This is a genomic window from Paenibacillus sp. NAIST15-1 (assembly GCF_001894745.1).
GTDB classification, from domain to species: domain Bacteria; phylum Bacillota; class Bacilli; order Paenibacillales; family Paenibacillaceae; genus Paenibacillus_B; species Paenibacillus_B suaedae.
On record NZ_BBYF01000003.1, the window covers coordinates 466,794 to 488,349 of the forward strand.

A 21,556-nucleotide genomic window follows, 5' to 3' on the forward strand; every position below is an offset into this window, starting at 1 on the left:
CTATACGCGAACGCTACTGACAACAGTATGTCAGTAGCGTTTTAACTGCTGCAATATTTTTTCTGCCTCAAAGCGGACAAGGGCTGTAAGCGACTCCGGTTCCAATACAACAGCTGCCGAACCCCACCCTAGAATCCAACCAAGCACATCTTCAGGTTGTCTCACTCGCAATGTCACAAGTGCCCCTTCTGGTTGTTCCTCCATGGTATCGATAAAGAAATATCCCTGCTCCTTCACACGCTCAGCGGCAGCGGTGTGCAGAAGCACACGTACAAGGAGCTGGCGATCATCTGTCGGCTGATAAGACTGTAGGGAGAAGTCGGGCGGACGAGTGAATGATTCATCGAGCAGTTCTAAATCCTGTATGCGACTAAGTCGGAAATGTCTAAGTCCCTGTCTAAGATGACAATAAGCCACCATCGACCATGTTCCTTTGATATGCACAATCCCGTAGGGATCTACCTTGCGAACATGTTCTCTACGGCCATCGTCCCCTTGAAAAGGCTTCACATAGCGGAAGCGCACACTTCGCTCCTCCATTACAGCACGCCGTAGCAGAGCAAGTCCTTCTGCATGCGCAGAATGGGCAATGAGCTTCAAGGAAGAGCGCATCCGTTCCGTATCCTGCCGTACCGATTGTGGCATGACTGATTCAAGCTTGCGCCGAACGGCCTGTATCGTATCTTCATGAGCCCTTCCGAACTGCTGCTCCATATAATCTACGCCAAGCAAAATCGCCTCTGCTTCCTCCGCTGTAAAATGAACAGGCGGCAGAAAATAGCCATCCATAAGCGAGTATCCTTGGCCGGGAGCTCCGATAATCGCAACCCCTGCTTCACAGAGCGCCTGAATATCGCGATAGATTGTACGGACACTCGTCTCGAATACAGATGCCAGATCTTCTGCACGCAGCGTACCTCTGCGCTGCAGCTCCAGTACAATCGCCATCATGCGATCCGTCTTATTCATCGCTAGCTTTACTCTTCAACAACAAGCTCGCCCTTCATTCCATCATGGCCAGAACCGCACATGATCGAACAATGGAACTCAAATGTACCCGCCTTATCTGCTGTGAACTCGGCAGTTGCGCCGTCTTCCTGCAGTTCTACGTTGTAGTCCTCCAGCTTCAAACCGTGCAGACCCTGCTTATTGCTCAGCGTCAGCTTCACCTTATCGCCCTTCTTCACCTTAATGGTTCCAGGTTCGAATTTATAATTTGTTGCCTTAATGGTTACCGCACCTGTCCCTTCAGAGGAAGTAGCCGTCCCCTCCAACTCTTTGGCGGAATCTTTCGCCGAGCCGCAGCCAGCAAGAGATACAGCCAGCAGCATGGCAGCTAATGCAGCTGCGCCTATTTTCATCTTCTTCATGTCATTCGCCTCCACATATAAATTGATTAAGAAATGTCAATCATCTACAAACGTTATACCCCTATATAAGCATATTTTGCATGTACGGATCGCAAAAATATCGAAGTGTGCCGAATTCGTCACCATTGCAAGGCCATTTCGTGAGCAATGTACTCGATGATCATCATTCTCTACTATTCAGAATCCTCCCTAGACCTATATTGCTGCAATGAAGCCAAACCCTATTAACCAGCATAAATCCGGCATAACGCACAAGAAGCCCAGTCCTCCTAAGAGAACTGAGCTTCTGCGTATAACTATAGAACCAAGGCTTCAAGAAAAGGGCGTGTATCAGCGGAACATCCCCCATAGCTTCAATAAATGGAACGTATTGTTCGGATCGATCTTCTGAGCAATGATAAAATCAGCGAACTGATCCTCCTGCTGACTCGTTAGCGGCTCATTGAGCACCTTCGCGATTTGCTTCATCAAGCGCTTAATTGTCGGGCGATTTTGCAAATCTGCCTTGCTCAATCCCTCGACAAGCTTTTTCACACGATCTTTCGTCACCGGATTTTTCAATTTCTGCTTTATTCGCTCCACCAGCTGTGGGCTAATGCCGTATTTTACATAACTCATGCGGGCAGCACCTCCAGAACATATCCTGCAAATCCATGCAAGTTCAAAAAGGTTGGTTATCAAAATTTGCGTTTTGAACAACCTCTAAACGGAATACTGTTCCAATATATGCATGCCCGCTTGTCTACTATCCGCCCGTTTTCATTCTATCCGCACTACTACCCTACGACTAATCGAGAAGCTCCCCTTGGAACAGCTGCTCTTGCTGGGCAGCATCTCGAAGCGAGGCGTATTCAAGCGACGTCCAATATGCCTCAGATCGGATAAGCTCTGCTGCATCATCCCGCGCCTGTTCCAGCACAGCGAAGTCGCTCGACATATCCGCGACCTTAAAGTCTGGCATCCCGCTCTGCTTCGTTCCGAAGAAGTCGCCAGGACCGCGCAGCTCCAGATCGCGTTCCGACAATTCGAAGCCATCGTCTGTTTCCGTCATAATGCGCATACGTTCTTGCCCAACCTCCGACTTCGGATCCGCAATGAGTACACAATAAGACTGATGCTCACCGCGTCCGACACGTCCGCGAAGCTGATGAAGCTGAGACAAGCCGAAGCGCTCCGCATCCATCACGATCATGAGCGTCGAGTTCGGTACATCAACACCAACCTCGATTACAGTCGTCGATACAAGTACATGAGTTTCTCCTGTACTGAATGTGCGCATGACCTCGTCTTTCTCTGATGGCGTCATGCGGCCATGAAGCAAGCCAACATGCAAATCCGGAAAGGCCTGCTGCATTTGCACATGCACATCAATCGCATTTTGCACATCCAGCTTGTCCGACTCTTCAATAAGTGGACAAATAATATAGGCTTGGCGACCAGCGGATACCTCACGACGGATGAAGCCAAGCACTCGATCCATCATGTCATGCTTCACCCAGTATGACTTAATGACTTTGCGTCCTGCAGGACGTTCACGGATTGAGGATACATCCATATCGCCAAATGCCGTAATCGCCAGCGTGCGCGGAATTGGCGTCGCCGTCATCAGAAGCACATCTGGATTCATCCCCTTGCGCCGCAATATACTCCGCTGATTGACACCGAACCGATGCTGCTCATCTGTTACGACAAGGCCGAGCTTCCGATAATGAACATCATCCTGGATAAGCGCATGCGTCCCAACCAAGATATCGATCATGCCCATCTGCAAGGAAGCAAGCAGATCCTTCCGTTTCCGTCCAGTCAAGCTGCCGGTTAACAGCCCAACCTCAATGCCATGCGGTTCGAACAGTTTCGTTAGCGAACGCATATGCTGCTCCGCTAATATTTCTGTAGGCACCATGAGCGCTCCCTGATAGCCTGCACGTACGGTAGCGTACAGGGCAACAGCGGCAACAACCGTCTTACCAGAACCAACATCACCCTGAAGCAGACGGTTCATGCAGGTGTTGGCCCGCATATCACGTAAAATATCGGTTACAGCCTTCTTCTGGCCATCTGTAAGCTCGAAGGGAAGACTGCGGACGAACTCGCGAATTGTCGCATTATCCACCTCATGTGCAACGCCGTCGGCACGCTCGCGAGTCACCGCACGGAATACATGCAGCTTCAACTGGAATAGCAGCAGCTCCTCGTAGACCATTCGTCTTCGTGCTTGCTTGCCTTCCTCCGCATCTTGCGGCATATGCATCGCTCGTACTGCCTGCTTGCGCGGCATCAACCGATAGCGCCGCATCAATTCCGGGGGCATTAGCTCAGGAATTGCTTCTCCGAACTGTTGGAGCGCTTGGGTGATCGTCTTGCGCATCCATGTCTGCGTAATCTTGCTGCCAACCGAATAGACCGGCTGCAAGGTATTCTTACGCCCTCCCCCACGGTCAGAGAATTCGGATGTCGACACCGTCATTTGCAGCCGGCGTTGATCCCACTTCCCTGTCAATACAATCTCCCGGCCTTGTGTCAGCTGCTCGCGCAAGTAATGGCGGTTGAACCAGGTGGCCGTAATGAGCCAATCTTCTACCATCACCTTGCAGGACAAGCGAGACTTGCCCCCAAATCTCTGAAGGACAGGAGCACTCATCACCCGTCCCTCAACAGTTACTTTCTCTCCATCCTTCAGTTCGCTAAGCGGACGAAGATGAAAATCATCATAACGATATGGAAAATAATCAAGCAAATCAGCAACGGTAGAGATGCCAAAGGCGTGAAGCTCTTGTTGTTTCGAAGCGCTCACGCCTTTGATCATCGTAACCGGACATTGTTTAAGTTCAATCATAATTGCACCACACTTACCCTATTGCATAGATTCGGCAGTATCCGTATCAGCGCGCCACATGAACACAGCGCCTACGCCTGTTCCGACGTGGGTGCCGATAACGGCTCCAATGGCCGTATATGACAAGGAGCGAATATCAAACCGCTCCTTAATCGCTCCCATTAGTTCATCTGTTGCAGATTGGTCACTCGTGTAGCCCATCACGACATGAACTGGATGGCCTCCGTGATCCCGCTCCAGCAGTTCAACGATGCGTGCAACAGCACGCTTATGACCGCGAACCTTGTCCACTGCACATACTTCACCTGCACGATCTACAGACAAGATAGGCTTAATGTTTAGCAGAGTACCGAACATAGCAGCAGCTTTGCCGATACGTCCGCCTTTATGCAAAAATTCCAATGAATCCACTAAAAAGTATAAAGAGCGCTCCGCTTGATAACGTTCAATCATGGCCAGTATCTCGTCCTTGGATTGACCTGCTTCCGCCATGCGTGCTGCCTCAACGACAATCAATCCAAATCCATAAGAGGCTGACATCGAATCAATAATTGTAATATCCGCCTCATCCTCGATCATACTCTTGGCGAGAACCGCTGATTGATACGTTCCGCTGAGCGCTGCGGACAAATGTATCGAAATAACTTGGGTGTCTGATTCTGTAGTCAAACGCTTATATACATCCAAAAACTCAACTGGCGAAGGCTGAGATGTTGTAGGAAGCTTGTCAGCCTGCACCAGCTTCTCATAAAACTGTTCCGCGGTAATCGTTACAGAATCTTTGAACATATCCTGACCGAAATGCACCTTGAGCGGAACCATCTCGATTCCGTAGCGTTCACGCACATCCTGCGGAATATCCGCTGTACTGTCCGTTACGATACGAATATGACTCATACAGAATCCCCCTCCACATTGTCCTACTCTACGGAAATGATATAGGAATAGATCGGTTGACCGCCTTGATGCACTTCTACTTCAGCGTTCGGATATTGCTCGCTGAGCCATGCAACAATCGCTTCCGTATCCTCGTCCTTCGCTTCTTCTCCTGTAAGAAGCGTCACGACTTCCCCATTATTCTCCAACATCTTCGTCATCAGCTGCTGCAGCGTATCCGCAACCGATTCCGTCGTCGTTACGATCTTCCCGTTTACAATACCCATATAATGTCCGGCCTTAATTTCCAGACCATCCAACGTCGTATCACGCACCGCGTACGTCACTTGACCAGACGTAATATGAGCGATAGCGTCCTCCATCGCACAGCGGTTCACTTCCAAGCTCTCGTCTTCTTGGAAGGCGAATGCCGCTGCAATCCCTTGTGGAATTGTCTTGCTAACAAGTACTGTTACATCACGTTCCACGATTTCTGCAGCCTGCTTCGCAGCCATCACGATGTTAGAGTTGTTCGGCAAGATGAAGATATGCTGTGCCGAGATCGACTCAATAGCGTCGATGAAATCTTGTGTACTTGGGTTCATCGTTTGTCCACCAGAAAGCACAACGTCTACGCCCAAGCTGCTGAAAATATCCCGGATGCCATCGCCCATTGCTACAGCGATAAAGCCATAAGGTGCAAGTTCTTCAGCTGGCGGCTCTACCAAAGTGGATTCTACAGCTACTTCCTGTACAGGAATTTCTGCGAATAATTCAGGCATAGCAGACACATCGCCGTGTTCGCCATGAATGATCTCACGGTGCTGCTCGCGCATATTCAAGATGTGCATTTGCGTCAGCTCGCCATACTCCATGGCCAGATCGAATACTTCACCTGGCTTGCGGGAATGAACGTGAACCTTAATGATCTCATCATCTGGAATCACAATGATCGAATCCCCATTTTTGGCAAGCGCTTTCCTGAAATTGTCTTCATCGAACGGCTTAGATACTCCGCGCGTACGATCAATGAAAAATTCCATATCATACAAGAACTCAATATCTTCCGTATGCAGCTTCGCTTGTGCAGAAGCATTCACATGCGGAGTCGCTGCTCCGGATGGTATATGAACGGCTGCAGACGACGCAGTCGACTCATGGAAAGAACCATCTGCGGATTCCAGAACAGCCAAGAAACCTTCATAAATGTATACGAGGCCTTGTCCACCGGAGTCTACAACGCCTACTTGCTTGAGCACGGGCAGCATATCCGGCGTCTTCGCTAATGCTTCCTTGGACTTCGCCAATACCTCACGCATAAACTCCGTCAAATCCGGAGTACGACGAGCAATTTGAACAGCGTACTTGGCTGTTTCCTTCGCAACTGTCAAAATCGTCCCTTCAACCGGCTTGACGACAGCCTTATAAGCGGTATCAACACCACTCTGCATCGCATGGGCGAACTGAACCGAGTTCACCTCATCCAAACCAGCAACACCACGGCTAAAGCCGCGGAACAATTGAGACAAAATAACACCCGAGTTACCCCGGGCTCCCATTAGCAATCCTTTGGACAAAACTTCTGCCGACTTGGCGATGGATGCAGACATCTTCGCTTTCAGTTCAGTAACGCCTGCTGTCATCGTCAAATTCATATTCGTTCCCGTATCCCCATCAGGTACCGGAAAGACATTTAATGAATTGACATGCTCTGCGTGGCGATTCAGACTGTCCGCACCACTTAGCACCATATTGGCAAATTGTGTTCCATTTAAAGAACGTATATTCAACGAATATTCCCCTTCCTAGCTTAATACGCGTACGTCTTGGACAAAGATGTTGACTTGCTCGACTGACAGGCCAGCTACATCATTCAATACATATTTCACTTTCTGTTGAATGTTGTGCGCCACTTCGGATATTTTCGTTCCGTAGCTAACAATAATATATAAATCGATATGTAGCGCATCTTGCTCCCGGCGCACTTCGACACCACGCGTCAGATTTTCGCGACCAAGCAGCTCAGCAATGCCGTCCTTCAACTGCTTGCGCGAGGCCATGCCCACAAGTCCATAACATTCCATTGCCGCTGATCCGGCGATGACTGCTACGACCCCTTCGGAAATATTCACAGCTCCGAGATTGGTATCCAATTGAATGGCCATGGTTGTTCCACCCCTTTTTGTGAGTATTATGGACTAATCAACATTGTACTATAATAGAAAACAGAAATAAACAAAGTTTTTGATTCAGTTGACGAGGCTTTTTCATATATGATATCATATTTGAGTATTTAATTGTATGAGGGTTGTTTTGGGATAAGGAGGTGTAAGGCATGGCTCGCAAATGTTATGTAACGGGGAAGAAACCTGGATCCGGTAATCACGTGTCGCACGCGAATAACAAAAACCGCCGCACTTGGGGCGTTAACGTTCAGAAGGTTCGCATCTTGGTAGATGGCAAACCTAAACGCGTCTACGTGAGCACACGCGCTTTGAAAGCAGGTAAAGTGACTCGCGTCTAATCCCATGTAAGATATACAAAAAGCACCTTGACGCGATCAGGTGCTTTTTTCATATGGGAATGGAACTCCTCATTGACATTATTCAATGGGGAGTCTTTTTTTTCGATTCTGCCTTATTTGCATGAAATGACATGAATTTATGCCATCTTGCAGAGAACGGTCGGCCCTCCGGACGGGACGGAACAACCGTTTCTGCTTCATGCCGGAACCCGCCGTAAGTTCATATTTGTGCTGAGCCTTTTGCCCCGTTCCCGCTGTAGCTTATATGCAATTACGTTCGGGTGGTGGATGATGGATACGGATTCAGCATCATGGCCGCCAGGAACGTCAGTTTTTTTGAAACGTATTTAAGATGGCCTTGACGAAACCTCCCAAGAACTTAGGCAGCTTAAACGTATAGAACTTCATACTCCACCCTCCTCGTCATCTCATCTACCCTACACTTCTATTCGCCGACATGTCCGAAAGACCCGTCATGATAAGAAAAAAGGTTACATGAGATCTGTGCTCATGTAACCACTATATGCCGACCCCACAAGCTCTATGCATGGAGAGCAAGCCCGATTCTGAAGGATTCAGGCAGCAGGCGTAGGCAATTGCTTCAAATATGTGACAACTGACATCATGAATAAAAAGATGAAGTAAAACAATACGGACAAGGATACAAACCAGATCCGAATGCTCTTGGTCTGATACCGCTTGAAGAACTTGTATCCAAGAAACAAAGCCCCCACCGAGCATACCAAGTTAATTGGAAAGGTCAAAAATGCATACAATCCTATTAGTGATCCGCACACAAAGCTGTACAGCGTCAGCATTAGCGCTGTTACCCACATGCTTTTCTCCCCTTTGCCACTCAGCAGCATCACGCGCGTTCTCCCACACGCATATCCCATGATGCCGCTGCGCAATCTAGTTGCCGTGTCACCCTCTTCTTGCTGCTTCGCGAAGCACACGAATCGCTTCTGCACGATCCGGTGCCCCATACACCGCGCTGCCTGCCACGAGTACATCCGCTCCCGCTTCTGTAACGAGGCCAGCTGTTGCTGCCGATATTCCTCCATCCACTTCAATATGGACGTCCTGTCTGCCACGTTCGTTCAGCATTGTACGCAGACGCTTGATTTTATCCGTCATCGAAGAAATGAATTTCTGTCCGCCGAACCCTGGATTAACCGTCATGATGAGGAATAAATCCACATCACCGAGCAGCTCCTCAACAGCCGACAGCGAGGTGCCAGGATTCAACGCGACGCCTGCCTTGGCACCACATTCCTTAATTTGATGCACCACACGATGCAGGTGCGGGCAAGCTTCCGCATGTACGGTGATGACATCGGCTCCTGCCTTAGCAAAGTCAGGAACGTACTTCTCCGGCTCCACAATCATGAGGTGAGCGTCCAATGTCAGCTCCGTATGCGGACGGATAGCATCTACAATGAGCGGACCAAACGTCAAGTTCGGAACGAAGCGGCCATCCATCGCATCGATGTGGATCCAGTCGGCGCCACCTCGCTCTACGTCACGAATATCCTCCGCAAGCTTCGCAAAGTCAGCGGACAAAATGGAAGGGGCAATTCGGATGTCGTTCTGCTGTGTCATGTTAGTACCTCCGTTTTTTCTCTTTCATTTCCTCGAAAAATAGCACATAGTGCTCATAGCGGGATTTCGCAATATCGCCTTGCTCCAAAGCCATCTTTACCTGACAACCGGGTTCATGAATATGCGTACAGCCACGGAATTTGCAGCCGTCTGCATATGCTCTGAACTCGCGGAAACAGTCTCCAAGCTGATCAACGCCCAGTTCCAAGAAATCCAGCTGGCTGAATCCCGGAGTATCCGCAATATAGCCGCCACGGGGCAATGCAAGCAGCTCCACATGACGTGTCGTATGCTTGCCTCGACCGAGACGATGGCTGATCTGGTTCGTCTCCAGCGATACGCCGGGCAGCATCGCATTAAGTAGCGATGACTTGCCGACACCAGACTGACCCGCAAATACACTGATGTCTTGATTCAACTTGCTCTCCACTTCACTATAGCCATACCCGCCTCGGGCACTGGTAGAAATAACGTCGTAACCGACATTGGAATACAGACGAATTGTCTCTTCCATCTCCTGACGTGCAGCCGACTGCTCTGTCTCTGGCAGCCCTTCGATGATGTCGCACTTCGTCAACACGATAACCGCATCAAGTCCCGCGTGCTCGATATGTACAAGGAACTTGTCCAGCAATTGGCGGTTCAATACGGGTTCAGCTACCGAGAAGACAAGCGCTGCCAGCCCCACATTCGCAATTGGCGGACGAATCAGCTCTGTCTTCCGCTTCTCAATCTGATCTACCGTACCTTCTCCATTATCCGTCATAGAGAAGGTGACGCGATCCCCGACAAGCGGGGACACGCCTTTCTTCTTGAAAATGCCGCGGGCACGGCACTGAACGACCTCTTCATCTGTAGACTCATCGGGCCGAACATAATAGAAGCCGCTCAGCGCCTTTACAATTAAACCTTCTGGCATATATGTTCCTCCAAGCTCTTCACGTTCCTGCTGTTCATTGCACGGCAGCGAGGCCAACTGTTAGTTCCCAGTTTCCTCACCGCCTGCCCCTGCCTCTCCGTTCTGTCCATCTGTTCCATCCGCAGGAGGTGTGACCCCTTCGCCATTGCCTTGGCCGCCTCCCTGTTCTGGAGTGCCTCCTGGCGGTGTAGTAGCCGGAATATCAGGAGGTGGTGGGATGTGTACCGTTCCCTGCTTCGCATCGGTATAAGAGACAGGATAAGCATCTACGAATTTGCCGTCACGCTCAAAGGACACAGCTCCATCCTTATTTGGTGCAAGAATAAGCTCCACATTGAACGTTTTGGCCGTCGAAATGGTCTCTGTTCCCCATTCCCTCTTCTCTCCGCGTGCATCCGTATAATAGATCCGAATCTTGCTCGACTTGCCTTCCACTTCCGGATACACCGTTAACGGGAACGTATATCGCAATGCCTCAGGCGGATAGCCTGAGCTAATGTAGATACGAACTTCCGCACCCTTCGTCACCGGATCATTTGCCTCGTACGGCTGCTGCTTAATTACCTTGCCTTGTTCTTCATAACTAGGCTCTTCCACAACCCCGTCCCTAGCCAGCTTCAGTCCACTCGATTCAATCGCGGCAATGGCCGCTTCCTTGGTCATGCCTTTCAAGTTCGGCATGCCGAACGATTCCTTGCCCTTGCTGACCATAAGCTGAATCGTTGTCTTCTTTGGATCGACCTCCGTATTCGGGCTAGGAGACATGCTGACGACCAGACCTTCTTCCAACTCATCATCATAGACGAGCTTCTTCTCAATCTGTGAATTGTCGAAGCCTAGATCTAACAGCTGCTGTACGACATTGTCGACCGACTTCCCCTTGTAATCAGCAAGCTTCACAAGCGGGGTGCCTTTGCTCACATATAAGCGAATGGTCGAGCCTTCCTTCACCATCGATCCAGGGGGCTTGCTCTGGTCGAAGATTTTCCCCGCCTCGAAGCCTTCCTTATATTCCTCAATTACAGGATCCTCAATCTCAATCTTGAGAGCGCCCAGTTCCTTCTGGGCCTCTTGTAACGTCATGTTGATCAGTTTCGGAACTTCAACATCCTTCACAACAAGCACACTCTTCACGTAATACACTACACCGATTAAAATCGCTAGGAATACAACTGTCACACTTGCCCAAATCGCAGGCTTTACCCAAGACTTGCGCTTGCTTGCTCCAGCTGCAGCAGATGATGCCGAGCGCTCAGGAGGCTTTCCCGTCCTTCCCTGAGGGCTAGCTGCATGATCTGACGTCGTGGAGCGAATTGCAGGCATCACCCGCGTTTCTTGATCGTCATCATAGACAGGCCGCGGCTTGAATGTAATTTTGGGCTCATGCAGACGTTCAGGCAGCAAGCATGTCTCCAGATCACGCATCATCTCGGCTGCGGATTGATATCGTTCAGCAGGATTTTTGCGCATCGATTTCAGAATGACGTTCTCCACGCTCTGAGGAATATGCGGATTAACCACTCTTGGTTCATCGAACGGCTCCTGCAGATGCTTCAGCGCCACGCTGATCGGGCTCTCCCCGAGGAACGGAAGCTTGCCGGTAAGCATCTGATATAACACAATCCCGAGCGAGTATAAGTCAGACTTCTCTCCTGTCGACACGCCCTTCGCGTGCTCTGGAGAAAAATAATGAACCGAGCCGACCACAGATCCAGTCTGTGTGATCGTCGATGAAGTAACCGCGCGTGCAATCCCGAAGTCTGTCACCTTGACGCGGCCGTTCAGGCCAATTAAGATGTTATGCGGTTTAATGTCGCGGTGAATAATATGATTCTGATGGGCATGATCTAGCGCGTCACAGATTTGCGTAGTGATTCGCACCGACTCGTCAACCTGCAGGGGAGCCCGCTCCAGAATAATCTCGTTCAGATTATGCCCTTCCACATACTCCATAACGATAAAGTGAGTATCTTCTTCCTGTCCAACATCATAAATGCTGACTACATTTGGATGAGACAACGATGCAGCAGACTGAGCCTCCCGGCGGAATCGGCGGATAAACTCTTCATCATGAACGAACTGCTGGCGCAATACTTTGACTGCTACATAGCGGTTCAGCAAATTGTCAAGCGCCTTGTACACAAGCGCCATGCCGCCTCCACCAATCCGCGTAATGATCTCATAGCGACCAGACAGTATGGTGCCAATCATGAGCTACCCCCCTCTTCCACAACGCTGTTCTCCAAACGATCCAGAAGGACAATCGTGATGTTGTCATCCCCCCCGGCATCAAGCGCTTGTCCGAGCAGACGATCCGCCTTGACAGGCAGCGGGAGCGAAGGATCAATGACAACTCCCCATATTTGTTCAGCATTCAGCATATTCGTCAATCCATCACTGCATAGAAGCAGCACATCTCCAGCACAAATTTCAACAGATAGCAGATCCACTTCCACCTGCTCGTCCGTTCCGAGCGCACGAATAAGTACATTGCGCCGCGGATGACGCTCTGCCTCCTGTGGTTCGATCTGACCGCGCTTCACCAGCTCATTGACTAGTGTATGATCATCCGTCAGCTGCTTAATTCCACTGCGATTAATCACATAGGCTCGACTGTCGCCGATATACCCGATAAATCCTTTCCAATCAGATTTATCGAAGAGGGCTGCGACAATTGTCGTTCCCATGTGATGATACTTCTCATCTTGAGAGGCAATATGAAAAATCGTTTGGTTCGCTCGGATAATCGCCTGTTCAAGCGCACTGCCCAGCATCTCCTGATCCAACTCACCTGGCAATGCTGACAATTCAGATATAACCGTCTCGACAGCAAGTCGGCTTGCAATATCTCCCGCCTGATGTCCACCCATTCCATCGGCTACGATAGCTGCGTAATAGCCGTTCGACAACTCGGACAGGAAAGCACGGTCTTCATTGACCGCACGGACGCGTCCTACATCAGAACGTTGTACAGCTCTCATTTTCGATCACCTCGCATTAGACTCCATATGCTTCGCTCGCAATTGTCCACACGCTGCAGCAATGTCATGCCCCTGCTCCCGGCGTATCGTCGAATTAATACCTCGATCCTGAAGCGCACGGTGGAATGCAAAAATATCGTTGCGAGGGGTACGTACATAATTCCGCTCCGGTACATAGTTGACCGGAATCAAGTTGACATGTGCGAGCATTTCCATACGTTTCAATACATCTGCAAGTTCTTCCGCATGCTCAACCTTATCGTTCACACCGCCAATAAGCGCGTATTCGAAGGTTATACGGCGTCCAGTCTTCACTTGATAATGCTTGAGCGCCTTCATCACTTCCTCGAATGGGAATCTGCGGTTAACGGGCATAAGCTTCGAACGCAGAGCATCATTCGGCGCATGAATTGAAATCGCCAAGTTGATTTGCGTATTCTCGTCAGCAAATTTGTAAATGCTTGGCACAATGCCGCTCGTTGATACCGTAATATGACGTTGTCCGATGTGCAGCCCCTTCTCATGGATCATAATGCGCAGAAACGCCATCGTCGCATCATAATTTTCAAACGGCTCTCCCGTCCCCATAATAACGATGCTGCTCACGCGCTCTTCGGATTCGTCCAGAATTTTCTGCGCAGCGACGACTTGGGCTACAATCTCGCCCGCTGTCAGGTTCCGCTTCAACCCGCCAAGCGTAGAGGCACAGAAGGTACAGCCTACACGGCATCCGACCTGGGTCGTTACACAGATGCTGTTCCCATAACTATGCTTCATAATGACAGTCTCAATCGCATGATCATCGTGTAGTCCGAATAGGAATTTATACGTTCCATCCTGCGATTTCATGTGTGTAATTTCTTTCAGTGTTACAAATTGGAAGCTGTTCTCCAACTTCTCACGAAGCGACTTGGACAAGTTTGACATCCCTTGGAAGTCATCCACACGCTTCACGTATAGCCAATCAAAAATTTGTCCGGCACGGAATGCCGGCTCTCCTTGCTCCTTCAACCATTCTTGAAGCTGTTCAAATGTTAGATCGTATATAAATGGTTTCATTCGTTTGTTCAACCTCTACCTTTCCTCAATCATGCAGTTCGATTTATTTTACCACAAATGGGCGAAATGCTAAAAGCGCGTGTTGCAAGCAGCAGATCTTCCCTGCTTGAAAAAGAAAGCCGCAACGTTCAAGAAGCCTCGTCTTGAGCGTTGCGGCGTATGCTTCACACCCTATGCAGGTATCAACATCATGCGATTCGCACGATGATATGCTTACTTGCGCTTCTTCAGGCAAGCGATGAAGAAGCCATCCGATTCCGCATCATGCGGCAGTACCTGCAGCATGCCTTCCGGGCTCCGCTTCAGTGCCGCAGCGAGGGGCTCCGCTGGAAGAGCCGCCTTCCACGTATCATCCAGTTCCCAACCTTCCTCAGCAGCGTATGCTAGGAAGCGGCGAACCACATCCTCATTTTCCGCACGCTCAACCGTACAAGTTGAATAGACGAGGCGTCCGCCTGGGCGAACCAATTGGGCTGCCTGATCAAGCAGCTCAGCTTGAAGGGAAGCAATAGATGCTACGTCCTCAGGACGCTTGGCCCACTTAATGTCCGGCTTACGTCGAATGACACCGAAGCCTGTGCACGGTGCATCGAGCAGCACTGCATCAAAGCTGCCAGAAGGAAGTTCGCGGCTTAGTGTGGACGCATCCACATTCATCATCGCTACTGATGTCAAGCCAAGACGTTCAGCCTGATCTGCGATGAGCGCCACCTTATGAGCATGAACATCATTAGCCACTACCTCACCCGTATTGCCCATTCGCTCCGCAATATGTGTCGTCTTGCCTCCAGGAGCTGCACAGCAGTCCAGCACTCGCATGCCAGCCTCAGGACGAAGCGCCTCAACGACGAGCATGGAGCTCTCATCCTGCACAGACAGTTCGCCATTGCGATACCACTTGCTTAACGCCAGATTCCCTGCACCCTCAGCTACGATTCCATCCTTCGAAAGTGAAGAAGGCATTGCATTCAAGCCTTCCTCCTTCATATCGGCAAGCAGCTTCTCACGATTCGTTCGCAGCGCATTTACACGTACGCTACCGTGCGGAGGACGATTGTTCGCCTCACACATCGCTGCTGTGTCTGCTTCCCCGTAAGCATCGACCCAGTCGGAGACAAGCCAAGCCGGATGCGAATGCTCCCATACAATTCGTGAGACCGGATCTGAACCAGCAGGAGTATCCCATAAATTCGGCTCGCGCATAATCGCTCGCAGCACTCCATTGGCGAAGCCGCCCATGGACTGTCCACCGCGTCGCTTCGCAATCGTAACCGCTTCATTGATGGCGGCATGGGCAGGAATGCGATCCAGATAATGCAGCTGATAGGCTGTCATGCGCAGCAGATTGCGCATCCACGGCTTAAGCTTGGACAAACCACGCTGTACCTTCTGCTCCAGCACACCATCAATCGTATTCAATCGCTGAATCGTTCCGTATACAAGTTCTGTCGCCAGACCTGCGTCAACTCGCGGTAAATTCGCTCCTTGGAGTGCCTGGTTCAATTGCAAATTGCTGTAGGAGTGCTCCTTCTCCACTTGAACAAGCACCTCGAGCGCAACATCGCGTGCTGTCTTGCGCTTCTTCGCGCCTCCCGAATGCTGCTCGCTCACTTCAGCACCATCCCTTGCATCATCTTGCCGCCGCGAACGAATTCGCTAGCAGCCATTGCCTTCTTGCCAGCAGGCTGAACCTCGGTCAGCCACAATGTGCCTGCACCTGTCTGAACCTCAATGCCGCGTGGGCTAAGTGCCAACACAGTTCCCGGCTCCTGCGATCCCTTGGATGCATCAGCCTCTGCCTTGCTCGGCGCCTCACAAGCCCACACCTTGAATACCTCATCGTTCCACAACGTAAATCCGCCAGAGAACGGTACAAGGCCGCGAACCTGATTGAAAATCTCACGCGCAGAGTGTGACCAATCGATCTTCTCATCCTCGCGCTTCAAGTTAGGGGCGTAAGTTGCTTCCTCATGAGGCTGCGGTATCGCCTGGATACGACCTGCGATTAGATCCGGCAGCGTATCGATCAGAAGCTGTGCTCCTGCAGCGCTTAACTTCTGGAACATCGTGCCGGCATTGTCCTCATCCGTAATCGGCACTTCAATCGGTCTGATCATATCGCCTGTATCCATGCCTTCCGCCATATACATAATCGTTACACCAGTCACCGGCTCGCCATTCATGATCGAACGCTGAATTGGTGCACCTCCACGGTACTTCGGCAGAAGTGAACCGTGTACATTAATACAGCCGAGACGCGGAATATCAAGCACAGACTTCGGCAGAATCTGTCCATAAGCTGCAGTAACAATAAGATCCGGCTCCAAAGCGCGAATATCCTCTATCGTGGTAGAGGTACGAAGCTTCTCAGGCTGCCATACAGGAATCCCATGCTCCAGCGCAGCAGCCTTCACTGGTGTAGGCGTCAGCACACGTTTACGCCCTACCGGACGATCCGGCTGAGTAACCACCGCTGCAACTTCGTACCCTTCCTTTAACAAATTCTCCAAGCAAGGGACCGCGAACTCAGGCGTCCCCATAAATACAATCTTCGTCATCATTTATTCCCTGCCTTCGCGGGGCACCTCATATACCCGTTCTGCAATCTCGGTGAACAATACACCGTTCAAATGGTCGATCTCATGCTGGAATGCACGAGCCAAGAAATCTTCAGCTTCAACCGTAATTTCACGACCATTGCGGTCAAGCCCTTTTACCGTGATTTTCTGATGGCGGAGTACGTCGCCATTGATTCCTGGAATGCTCAAGCAGCCTTCCGGGCCAAGCTGTTCTCCTTCCGCAGACAGGATAACAGGGTTCACCATCTCGATCAATCCATGCTCATCGCCGACATCTACAACAATGACACGCTTCAAGATACCGATCTGCGGTGCAGCAAGTCCGACACCTTCAGCATGGTACATCGTATCTGCCATATCTGTCAGCAGCTTCTGAATATTCGGCGTAATCTTAGGAACTTCCTTTGCTATTTGATGTAGAACCTCATCTGGTTCGTGTACAATAATTCGTAATGCCATCGGGCACACCTTCCTTTTTGAATCGTTTATTTATAGTTTATTCACCATATATGCTGATGACGAATGCTCCAGTGCTTTATATTCATCTCTACATCATCATTTGCGGGTCGATATCTACATTGAACCATACATCCTGCTCTTTGGATACCATGTCGAACTCCTTCATCGCATCTGCCATCAAAGAGGACAAATCAACATTTCCTCTGCTCTTGATAATGCATTGGAACCGGTAGCGGTTCTTAATTCGCGGAATTGGAGAAGCAACTGGCCCCAAAATTTCAACCGCATTGGCTGCTTCGTTCAGCCCATGAAGCCATCCTCGCTGCTCAGCCAGCTCCTTCAGCCGCAGGGCAGCGTTCTCTGCGACACGCACGAGCAGCGGCAGCTGTTCATGTGTCATAGAGAGCAAGGCCAATCGACAAAAAGGCGGAACCATCTGCTGCATTCTATGCCTTAGCTCATCTGAGGCGAAAGCCGAGTAATCATGCTGGGCAGCATGGGTAATGGAGTAATGTTCCGGTGCATAGGTCTGCACAATTACTTCGCCTGGCAACTGATGTCTGCCTGCACGGCCTGCGACCTGCGTAAGAAGCTGGAATGTCTTCTCCGCCGCTCGGAAGTCCGGCATGTGCAGCGCAGAATCCGCAGCGATAACACCTACCAATGTCACATAAGGGAAATCAAGTCCCTTCGCGACCATCTGCGTCCCCAGCAGTACATCTGCCTTGCGTTCACCGAACTGGGCAAGCAGACGTTCATGCGATCCCTTCTCCGTCGTCGTGTCCACGTCCATCCGAATGACACGTATGCCCGGAAAACGCTTGGCTAGCTGCTCTTCAACACGCTGTGTCCCTGTGCCAAAGTAGCGTATATGCTCGCTTTCGCATGAGGGACAGACGACTGGTGCCCGTTCCGCGTACCCACAATAATGACAGCGCATATGCCCAGACTTCATATGATAAGTCAGCGAAATATCACATTCAGGACATTGGGCAACATACCCACACGTCCGACACATCACGAATGTGGAGTAACCACGTCGATTCAACAGCAGAACTGTCTGCTCTCCCCGTTCGATCCGCTCCTCCAGCGCCTTCTCCAGCGGAGCGCTGAACATCGAGCGATTGCCTATCTTCAGCTGCTCACGCATATCCACAATCGTCACGGGCGGAAGCGCTCTGCCACCAACGCGGGTTGGCATGGCCAGCGGAGCCAAATCCCAAGCAGGCGGCTCCAGCCCTGACGGCGGAGCTTCATATCCATGAAGCTTGGCCGCGTAATACGTCTCCATAGAGGGCGTCGCTGATCCAAGCACAACAACGGCGTCATGTAATCTAGCTCGCTCTACGGCGACATCGCGGGCATGATACTTCGGTGTCTCCTCCTGTTTATAAGAGGTTTCATGTTCTTCATCCATAATGATAAGACCGATATGCTCAAATGGAGCAAATATGGCAGAACGCGCTCCAATCGCGACCTGAACGCGCCGCTCTCGTATTTTCCTCCACTCATCGTAACGCTCCCCTTGGGACAGGCGACTGTGCATAACAGCCACCTTTGAGCCGAATCGTCCCTTGAACCGCTCTACCATTTGAGGGGTCAGTGATATTTCCGGTACCAGCACGATCGCTTGTCTGCCGGAACGGAGACAGCGGTCGATTGCCTGCAAGTATACTTCTGTCTTGCCACTTCCGGTCACGCCGTGGAGAAGAAATGATTGTGCACAACCCTCATCCAGCATTTCGGTAATTCGGCTTAGAACGCCCTGCTGCTCTTCTGTTAGAGGCAGCGGCTGAGTCGGCTTGAAGCGCCGGTCGGCGTATGGATCACGCATAACCTCAACCTCGTCGACGACGATCAATCCTTTGCCTTCCAAGGCTTTCACCGCAGAAGCATTGAGCGAGCGAAGCGGAAGTTCCCCGCCGAATTCAAGAAGCTGCCGAAGCAATTCCTGCTGACGGCGAGCGCGAGCGCCAATCTCCACCGCTGCTTGCTCAGCCTGATCCGGTTCCACAGCAAGGCGAACACGCTTCAGCTTCTTCACGCCTATACGATCTTTAATTCGCTCCGTCTCCACGAGCCACCCGTGCTGCATCGCCTCTTTGATTAGGGCGGCTCCGGCTGGGAATGCCTGCAGCAGCTTATCGGCAGCGATTGGCTCGTTCCGTTCTACATAAGCAAGCAGTTCAGCGGTGAGGCTGTCCGCAAGCAGTTTATGCGGCATAAGCTCAAGTTGATCGGGAAGCTGCGTGTCCACAATTGAAGGATCGTCAGCCTTCATCTGCTCTTCATGAAGGCGTGTGTGATGCATATACAACACCGCATCTTCCCCAAGTTGAACGGCCTTCTCTCGTTTGCCCTTCATTGCGCCGGGAATCATAACCTGCAGCGCTGCCGTCAAAGTACATACATAGCGGTCACTCATCCACTTCGCAAGCTGCACCAAATCAGGACGCAGAGGAGGGACAATGTCGAGCAGCTGCTGGATGGGCTTCAATCTAGACTTCGGCACATCCGTCGTATCTGACAGTCCGATGACGAATCCTTGTACGGTTCTCCCGCCAAAAGGAACCCCAACTCTGCTGCCAATTTCGAGCCATGCCTCCATATCCTGCGGCACTGCATAATCAAATGGGCGATTCGTTGCCTTGCTAGATACATCAACAATGACCTGAGCCACATTGCAGCGAGTTCCTTCATCCAAGACTGTGGCCCCCACCGCATGGAACAAAGGCTCATGTGCAGGCATCCAGTCATGTTCACTACTCAATCGGATGCACCTCTTCAGCACCTGCCAGCACCCGGGTCGGATCCTTCATTCTCGATGCAGCCAACTGCAATATACGCTTCGCAACCCCACTCTTCGCCATAAGCGGAATTCGTTCTACAAGACCTTCCGCGTCATAAATCGATACCTCATTGTTATCAGATCCAAATCCACCTTCTGATCGCGATACATCATTCGCAACGATGAGATCAAGCCGTTTGCGGCGCAGCTTATCTGCCGCGTATTGGTCAACATGCTCCGTCTCTGCGGCAAAGCCAACGAGGAATTGCTTCGACTTTTGGCGCCCAAGCTCTTCTAAAATATCCGGGTTCCGTTCCAACTCAATGATGAGACGTTCCCCAGTCTTTTTCAACTTTTGAGGTGCCCGTGCGACCGGGCGATAGTCAGCAACTGCTGCTGTCTTCACAACCAGATCAATCTCTGGATAGCGGCTCATGACTTCCTCGTACATATCCTGTGTGGATTCCACGCGGACAATCGTTACCCCTTCTGGCGGGCATACTTGCGTTTGTCCTGCTACTACGACCACCTGAGCCCCCATATTTCGCGCCGCCTCTGCGATAGCAAATCCCATCTTGCCTGAGGAATCATTCGTTATATAGCGAACGGGGTCAATGCGTTCAACAGTTCCACCTGCTGTGACAAGTACCGTTTTTCCATATAGAAGCAGTTCTTCTTGTGCAGCAGCTTCTGGCGGTACGCCAGAGCCATTCGCCTTGACGCTTGTCATCACATTGCTCGGCCCGAATCTCTCAGGCAGCTTGTTGGAAGCCATCCACTGTTTGAGCTGCTCGATGATATGCTCGGGCTCTGCCATTCTTCCCTTGCCTGTATAACCGCAGGCGAGGAGGCCCTCTTCTGGCTCTATGAAGTGGACTCCACGCTCGCGCAGCATCCCCATGTTATGCTGAACTGCAGGATGGACATACATATGTACATTCATCGCTGGCGCAACAATGACAGGAGCCGTCGTTGCAAGCAGCGTTGTCGTCAGCATATCATCCGCAAGCCCGTGTGCCATCTTCCCAATTACATTCGCTGTTGCAGGTGCTACCAGAATCAGATCAGCCCGATCCGCCAAGTCAATATGAGAGACGACAGATGCATCCCTCTCGTCAAACGTATCTGTATATACGAGATGACGAGATAGCGTTTGGAAAGTCAACTCGGTAATGAATTCCGTTGCCGATTTCGTCATAATGACGTGAACCTCTGCACCTTCCTGCTTCAGCTTGCTGCACAAGGCAGCAGCTTTATAAGCGGCAATGCCTCCAGTAACTCCGAGCACTATCGTTTTCCCTTGCAACATTGTATCCCGCCTTTCCGTTCAGCCGACATGCCGAAATCCCCTTAGCCGCTAGCGATTCATGACCATACTGCATGGCGATTAATCGGCCCAATATGCCGCCGAACGTATCATTCTTTAGGAATTATTGCTATTACAGTACTTCCTTGTTCCTTCTTCTTGAAAAAAATAACAACCTTGCGGTTGTTATCCTTTTTCAAACTTGTATGAACTTCCGTCCTGCTATGCGCCACTGGTCAACTCGTGCCTCATTCTCT

At 50.7% G+C, this 21,556-nt stretch carries 20 protein-coding genes; 1 reads left to right on the forward strand and 19 read right to left on the reverse strand.

Annotated elements, in window-relative coordinates:
- Nucleotides 1-30 precede the first annotated feature (30 nt).
- The 7 genes from PBN151_RS09810 to PBN151_RS09840 all read right to left on the reverse strand — a co-directional run bounded on the left by PBN151_RS09810 (nt 31) and on the right by PBN151_RS09840 (nt 7,247).
- Nucleotides 31-969 (reverse strand): helix-turn-helix transcriptional regulator, encoded by a 939-nt coding sequence (locus tag PBN151_RS09810; RefSeq protein ID WP_072728817.1) that lies wholly within the window; start codon nt 967-969, stop codon nt 31-33.
- A gap of 8 nt (nt 970-977) precedes the next feature.
- The gene (locus tag PBN151_RS09815; RefSeq protein ID WP_021256640.1) at nt 978-1,370 is read right to left on the reverse strand and encodes a cupredoxin domain-containing protein; all 393 of its coding nucleotides are present in this window, start codon (nt 1,368-1,370) and stop codon (nt 978-980) included.
- Between the two features lie 330 nt (nt 1,371-1,700).
- Nucleotides 1,701-1,988 (reverse strand): stage VI sporulation protein F, encoded by a 288-nt coding sequence (locus PBN151_RS09820; RefSeq protein ID WP_072728818.1) that lies wholly within the window; start codon nt 1,986-1,988, stop codon nt 1,701-1,703.
- A 169-nt stretch (nt 1,989-2,157) separates the two neighbouring features.
- Entirely contained in the window at nt 2,158-4,206 is a 2,049-nt protein-coding gene (gene recG, locus PBN151_RS09825; protein WP_072728819.1) for an ATP-dependent DNA helicase RecG, read from the reverse strand.
- A gap of 18 nt (nt 4,207-4,224) precedes the next feature.
- Nucleotides 4,225-5,103: a DegV family protein gene (locus PBN151_RS09830; RefSeq protein ID WP_072728820.1), complete on the reverse strand. Its 879-nt coding sequence runs from the start codon at nt 5,101-5,103 to the stop codon at nt 4,225-4,227.
- Nucleotides 5,104-5,126: 23 nt separating this feature from the next.
- On the reverse strand, nt 5,127-6,833 hold the full coding sequence (locus PBN151_RS09835) for a DAK2 domain-containing protein (RefSeq protein ID WP_036592511.1): 1,707 nt from the start codon (nt 6,831-6,833) through the stop codon (nt 5,127-5,129).
- A gap of 54 nt (nt 6,834-6,887) precedes the next feature.
- On the reverse strand, nt 6,888-7,247 hold the full coding sequence (locus PBN151_RS09840) for an Asp23/Gls24 family envelope stress response protein (RefSeq protein WP_021256645.1): 360 nt from the start codon (nt 7,245-7,247) through the stop codon (nt 6,888-6,890).
- Between the two features lie 170 nt (nt 7,248-7,417).
- Here PBN151_RS09840 and rpmB point away from each other — a divergent pair, with 170 nt between their 5' ends.
- On the forward strand, nt 7,418-7,606 hold the full coding sequence (rpmB, locus tag PBN151_RS09845; RefSeq protein ID WP_005548278.1) for a 50S ribosomal protein L28: 189 nt from the start codon (nt 7,418-7,420) through the stop codon (nt 7,604-7,606).
- Nucleotides 7,607-7,933: 327 nt separating this feature from the next.
- Here rpmB and spoVM read toward each other — a convergent pair whose 3' ends face one another.
- From spoVM to coaBC, 12 genes are all read right to left on the reverse strand, one after another.
- On the reverse strand, nt 7,934-8,014 hold the full coding sequence (spoVM, locus tag PBN151_RS09850) for a stage V sporulation protein SpoVM (protein ID WP_019424875.1): 81 nt from the start codon (nt 8,012-8,014) through the stop codon (nt 7,934-7,936).
- Nucleotides 8,015-8,181: 167 nt separating this feature from the next.
- The gene (locus PBN151_RS09855; protein ID WP_227774553.1) at nt 8,182-8,577 is read right to left on the reverse strand and encodes a hypothetical protein; all 396 of its coding nucleotides are present in this window, start codon (nt 8,575-8,577) and stop codon (nt 8,182-8,184) included.
- Nucleotides 8,531-9,208: a ribulose-phosphate 3-epimerase gene (gene rpe / locus PBN151_RS09860; RefSeq protein ID WP_072728821.1), complete on the reverse strand. Its 678-nt coding sequence runs from the start codon at nt 9,206-9,208 to the stop codon at nt 8,531-8,533. Before rpe ends, PBN151_RS09855 begins: the two co-directional genes overlap by 47 nt.
- A gap of 1 nt (nt 9,209) precedes the next feature.
- Nucleotides 9,210-10,127 carry a ribosome small subunit-dependent GTPase A gene (gene rsgA, locus PBN151_RS09865; RefSeq protein ID WP_028531233.1) on the reverse strand — a complete coding sequence of 306 codons (918 nt, stop codon included), beginning with the start codon at nt 10,125-10,127 and terminating at the stop codon, nt 9,210-9,212.
- Between the two features lie 60 nt (nt 10,128-10,187).
- The gene (pknB, locus tag PBN151_RS09870; protein ID WP_021256649.1) at nt 10,188-12,338 is read right to left on the reverse strand and encodes a Stk1 family PASTA domain-containing Ser/Thr kinase; all 2,151 of its coding nucleotides are present in this window, start codon (nt 12,336-12,338) and stop codon (nt 10,188-10,190) included.
- Nucleotides 12,335-13,108, reverse strand: a complete 774-nt coding sequence (locus tag PBN151_RS09875) for a Stp1/IreP family PP2C-type Ser/Thr phosphatase (protein ID WP_072728822.1) — start codon at nt 13,106-13,108, stop codon at nt 12,335-12,337. The genes pknB and PBN151_RS09875 overlap by 4 nt, the downstream gene beginning before the upstream one ends.
- Before the next feature lie 6 nt (nt 13,109-13,114).
- A complete protein-coding gene (gene rlmN, locus PBN151_RS09880; RefSeq protein WP_028531234.1) occupies nt 13,115-14,167 on the reverse strand; it encodes a dual-specificity RNA methyltransferase RlmN in 1,053 nt (350 codons plus the stop codon).
- A 213-nt stretch (nt 14,168-14,380) separates the two neighbouring features.
- Nucleotides 14,381-15,778 carry a 16S rRNA (cytosine(967)-C(5))-methyltransferase RsmB gene (gene rsmB, locus PBN151_RS09885; RefSeq protein WP_072728823.1) on the reverse strand — a complete coding sequence of 466 codons (1,398 nt, stop codon included), beginning with the start codon at nt 15,776-15,778 and terminating at the stop codon, nt 14,381-14,383.
- Complete coding sequence (gene fmt / locus PBN151_RS09890; RefSeq protein ID WP_072728985.1) at nt 15,775-16,725, reverse strand: methionyl-tRNA formyltransferase; 951 nt, start codon at nt 16,723-16,725, stop codon at nt 15,775-15,777. Before fmt ends, rsmB begins: the two co-directional genes overlap by 4 nt.
- 3 nt (nt 16,726-16,728) lie before the next feature.
- Nucleotides 16,729-17,205, reverse strand: a complete 477-nt coding sequence (def, locus tag PBN151_RS09895; protein WP_021256654.1) for a peptide deformylase — start codon at nt 17,203-17,205, stop codon at nt 16,729-16,731.
- Between the two features lie 88 nt (nt 17,206-17,293).
- A complete protein-coding gene (gene priA / locus PBN151_RS09900) occupies nt 17,294-19,975 on the reverse strand; it encodes a primosomal protein N' (RefSeq protein WP_227774555.1) in 2,682 nt (893 codons plus the stop codon).
- Nucleotides 19,968-21,302: a bifunctional phosphopantothenoylcysteine decarboxylase/phosphopantothenate--cysteine ligase CoaBC gene (gene coaBC / locus PBN151_RS09905; RefSeq protein ID WP_072728824.1), complete on the reverse strand. Its 1,335-nt coding sequence runs from the start codon at nt 21,300-21,302 to the stop codon at nt 19,968-19,970. Before coaBC ends, priA begins: the two co-directional genes overlap by 8 nt.
- Between the last annotated feature and the right edge of the window lie 254 nt (nt 21,303-21,556).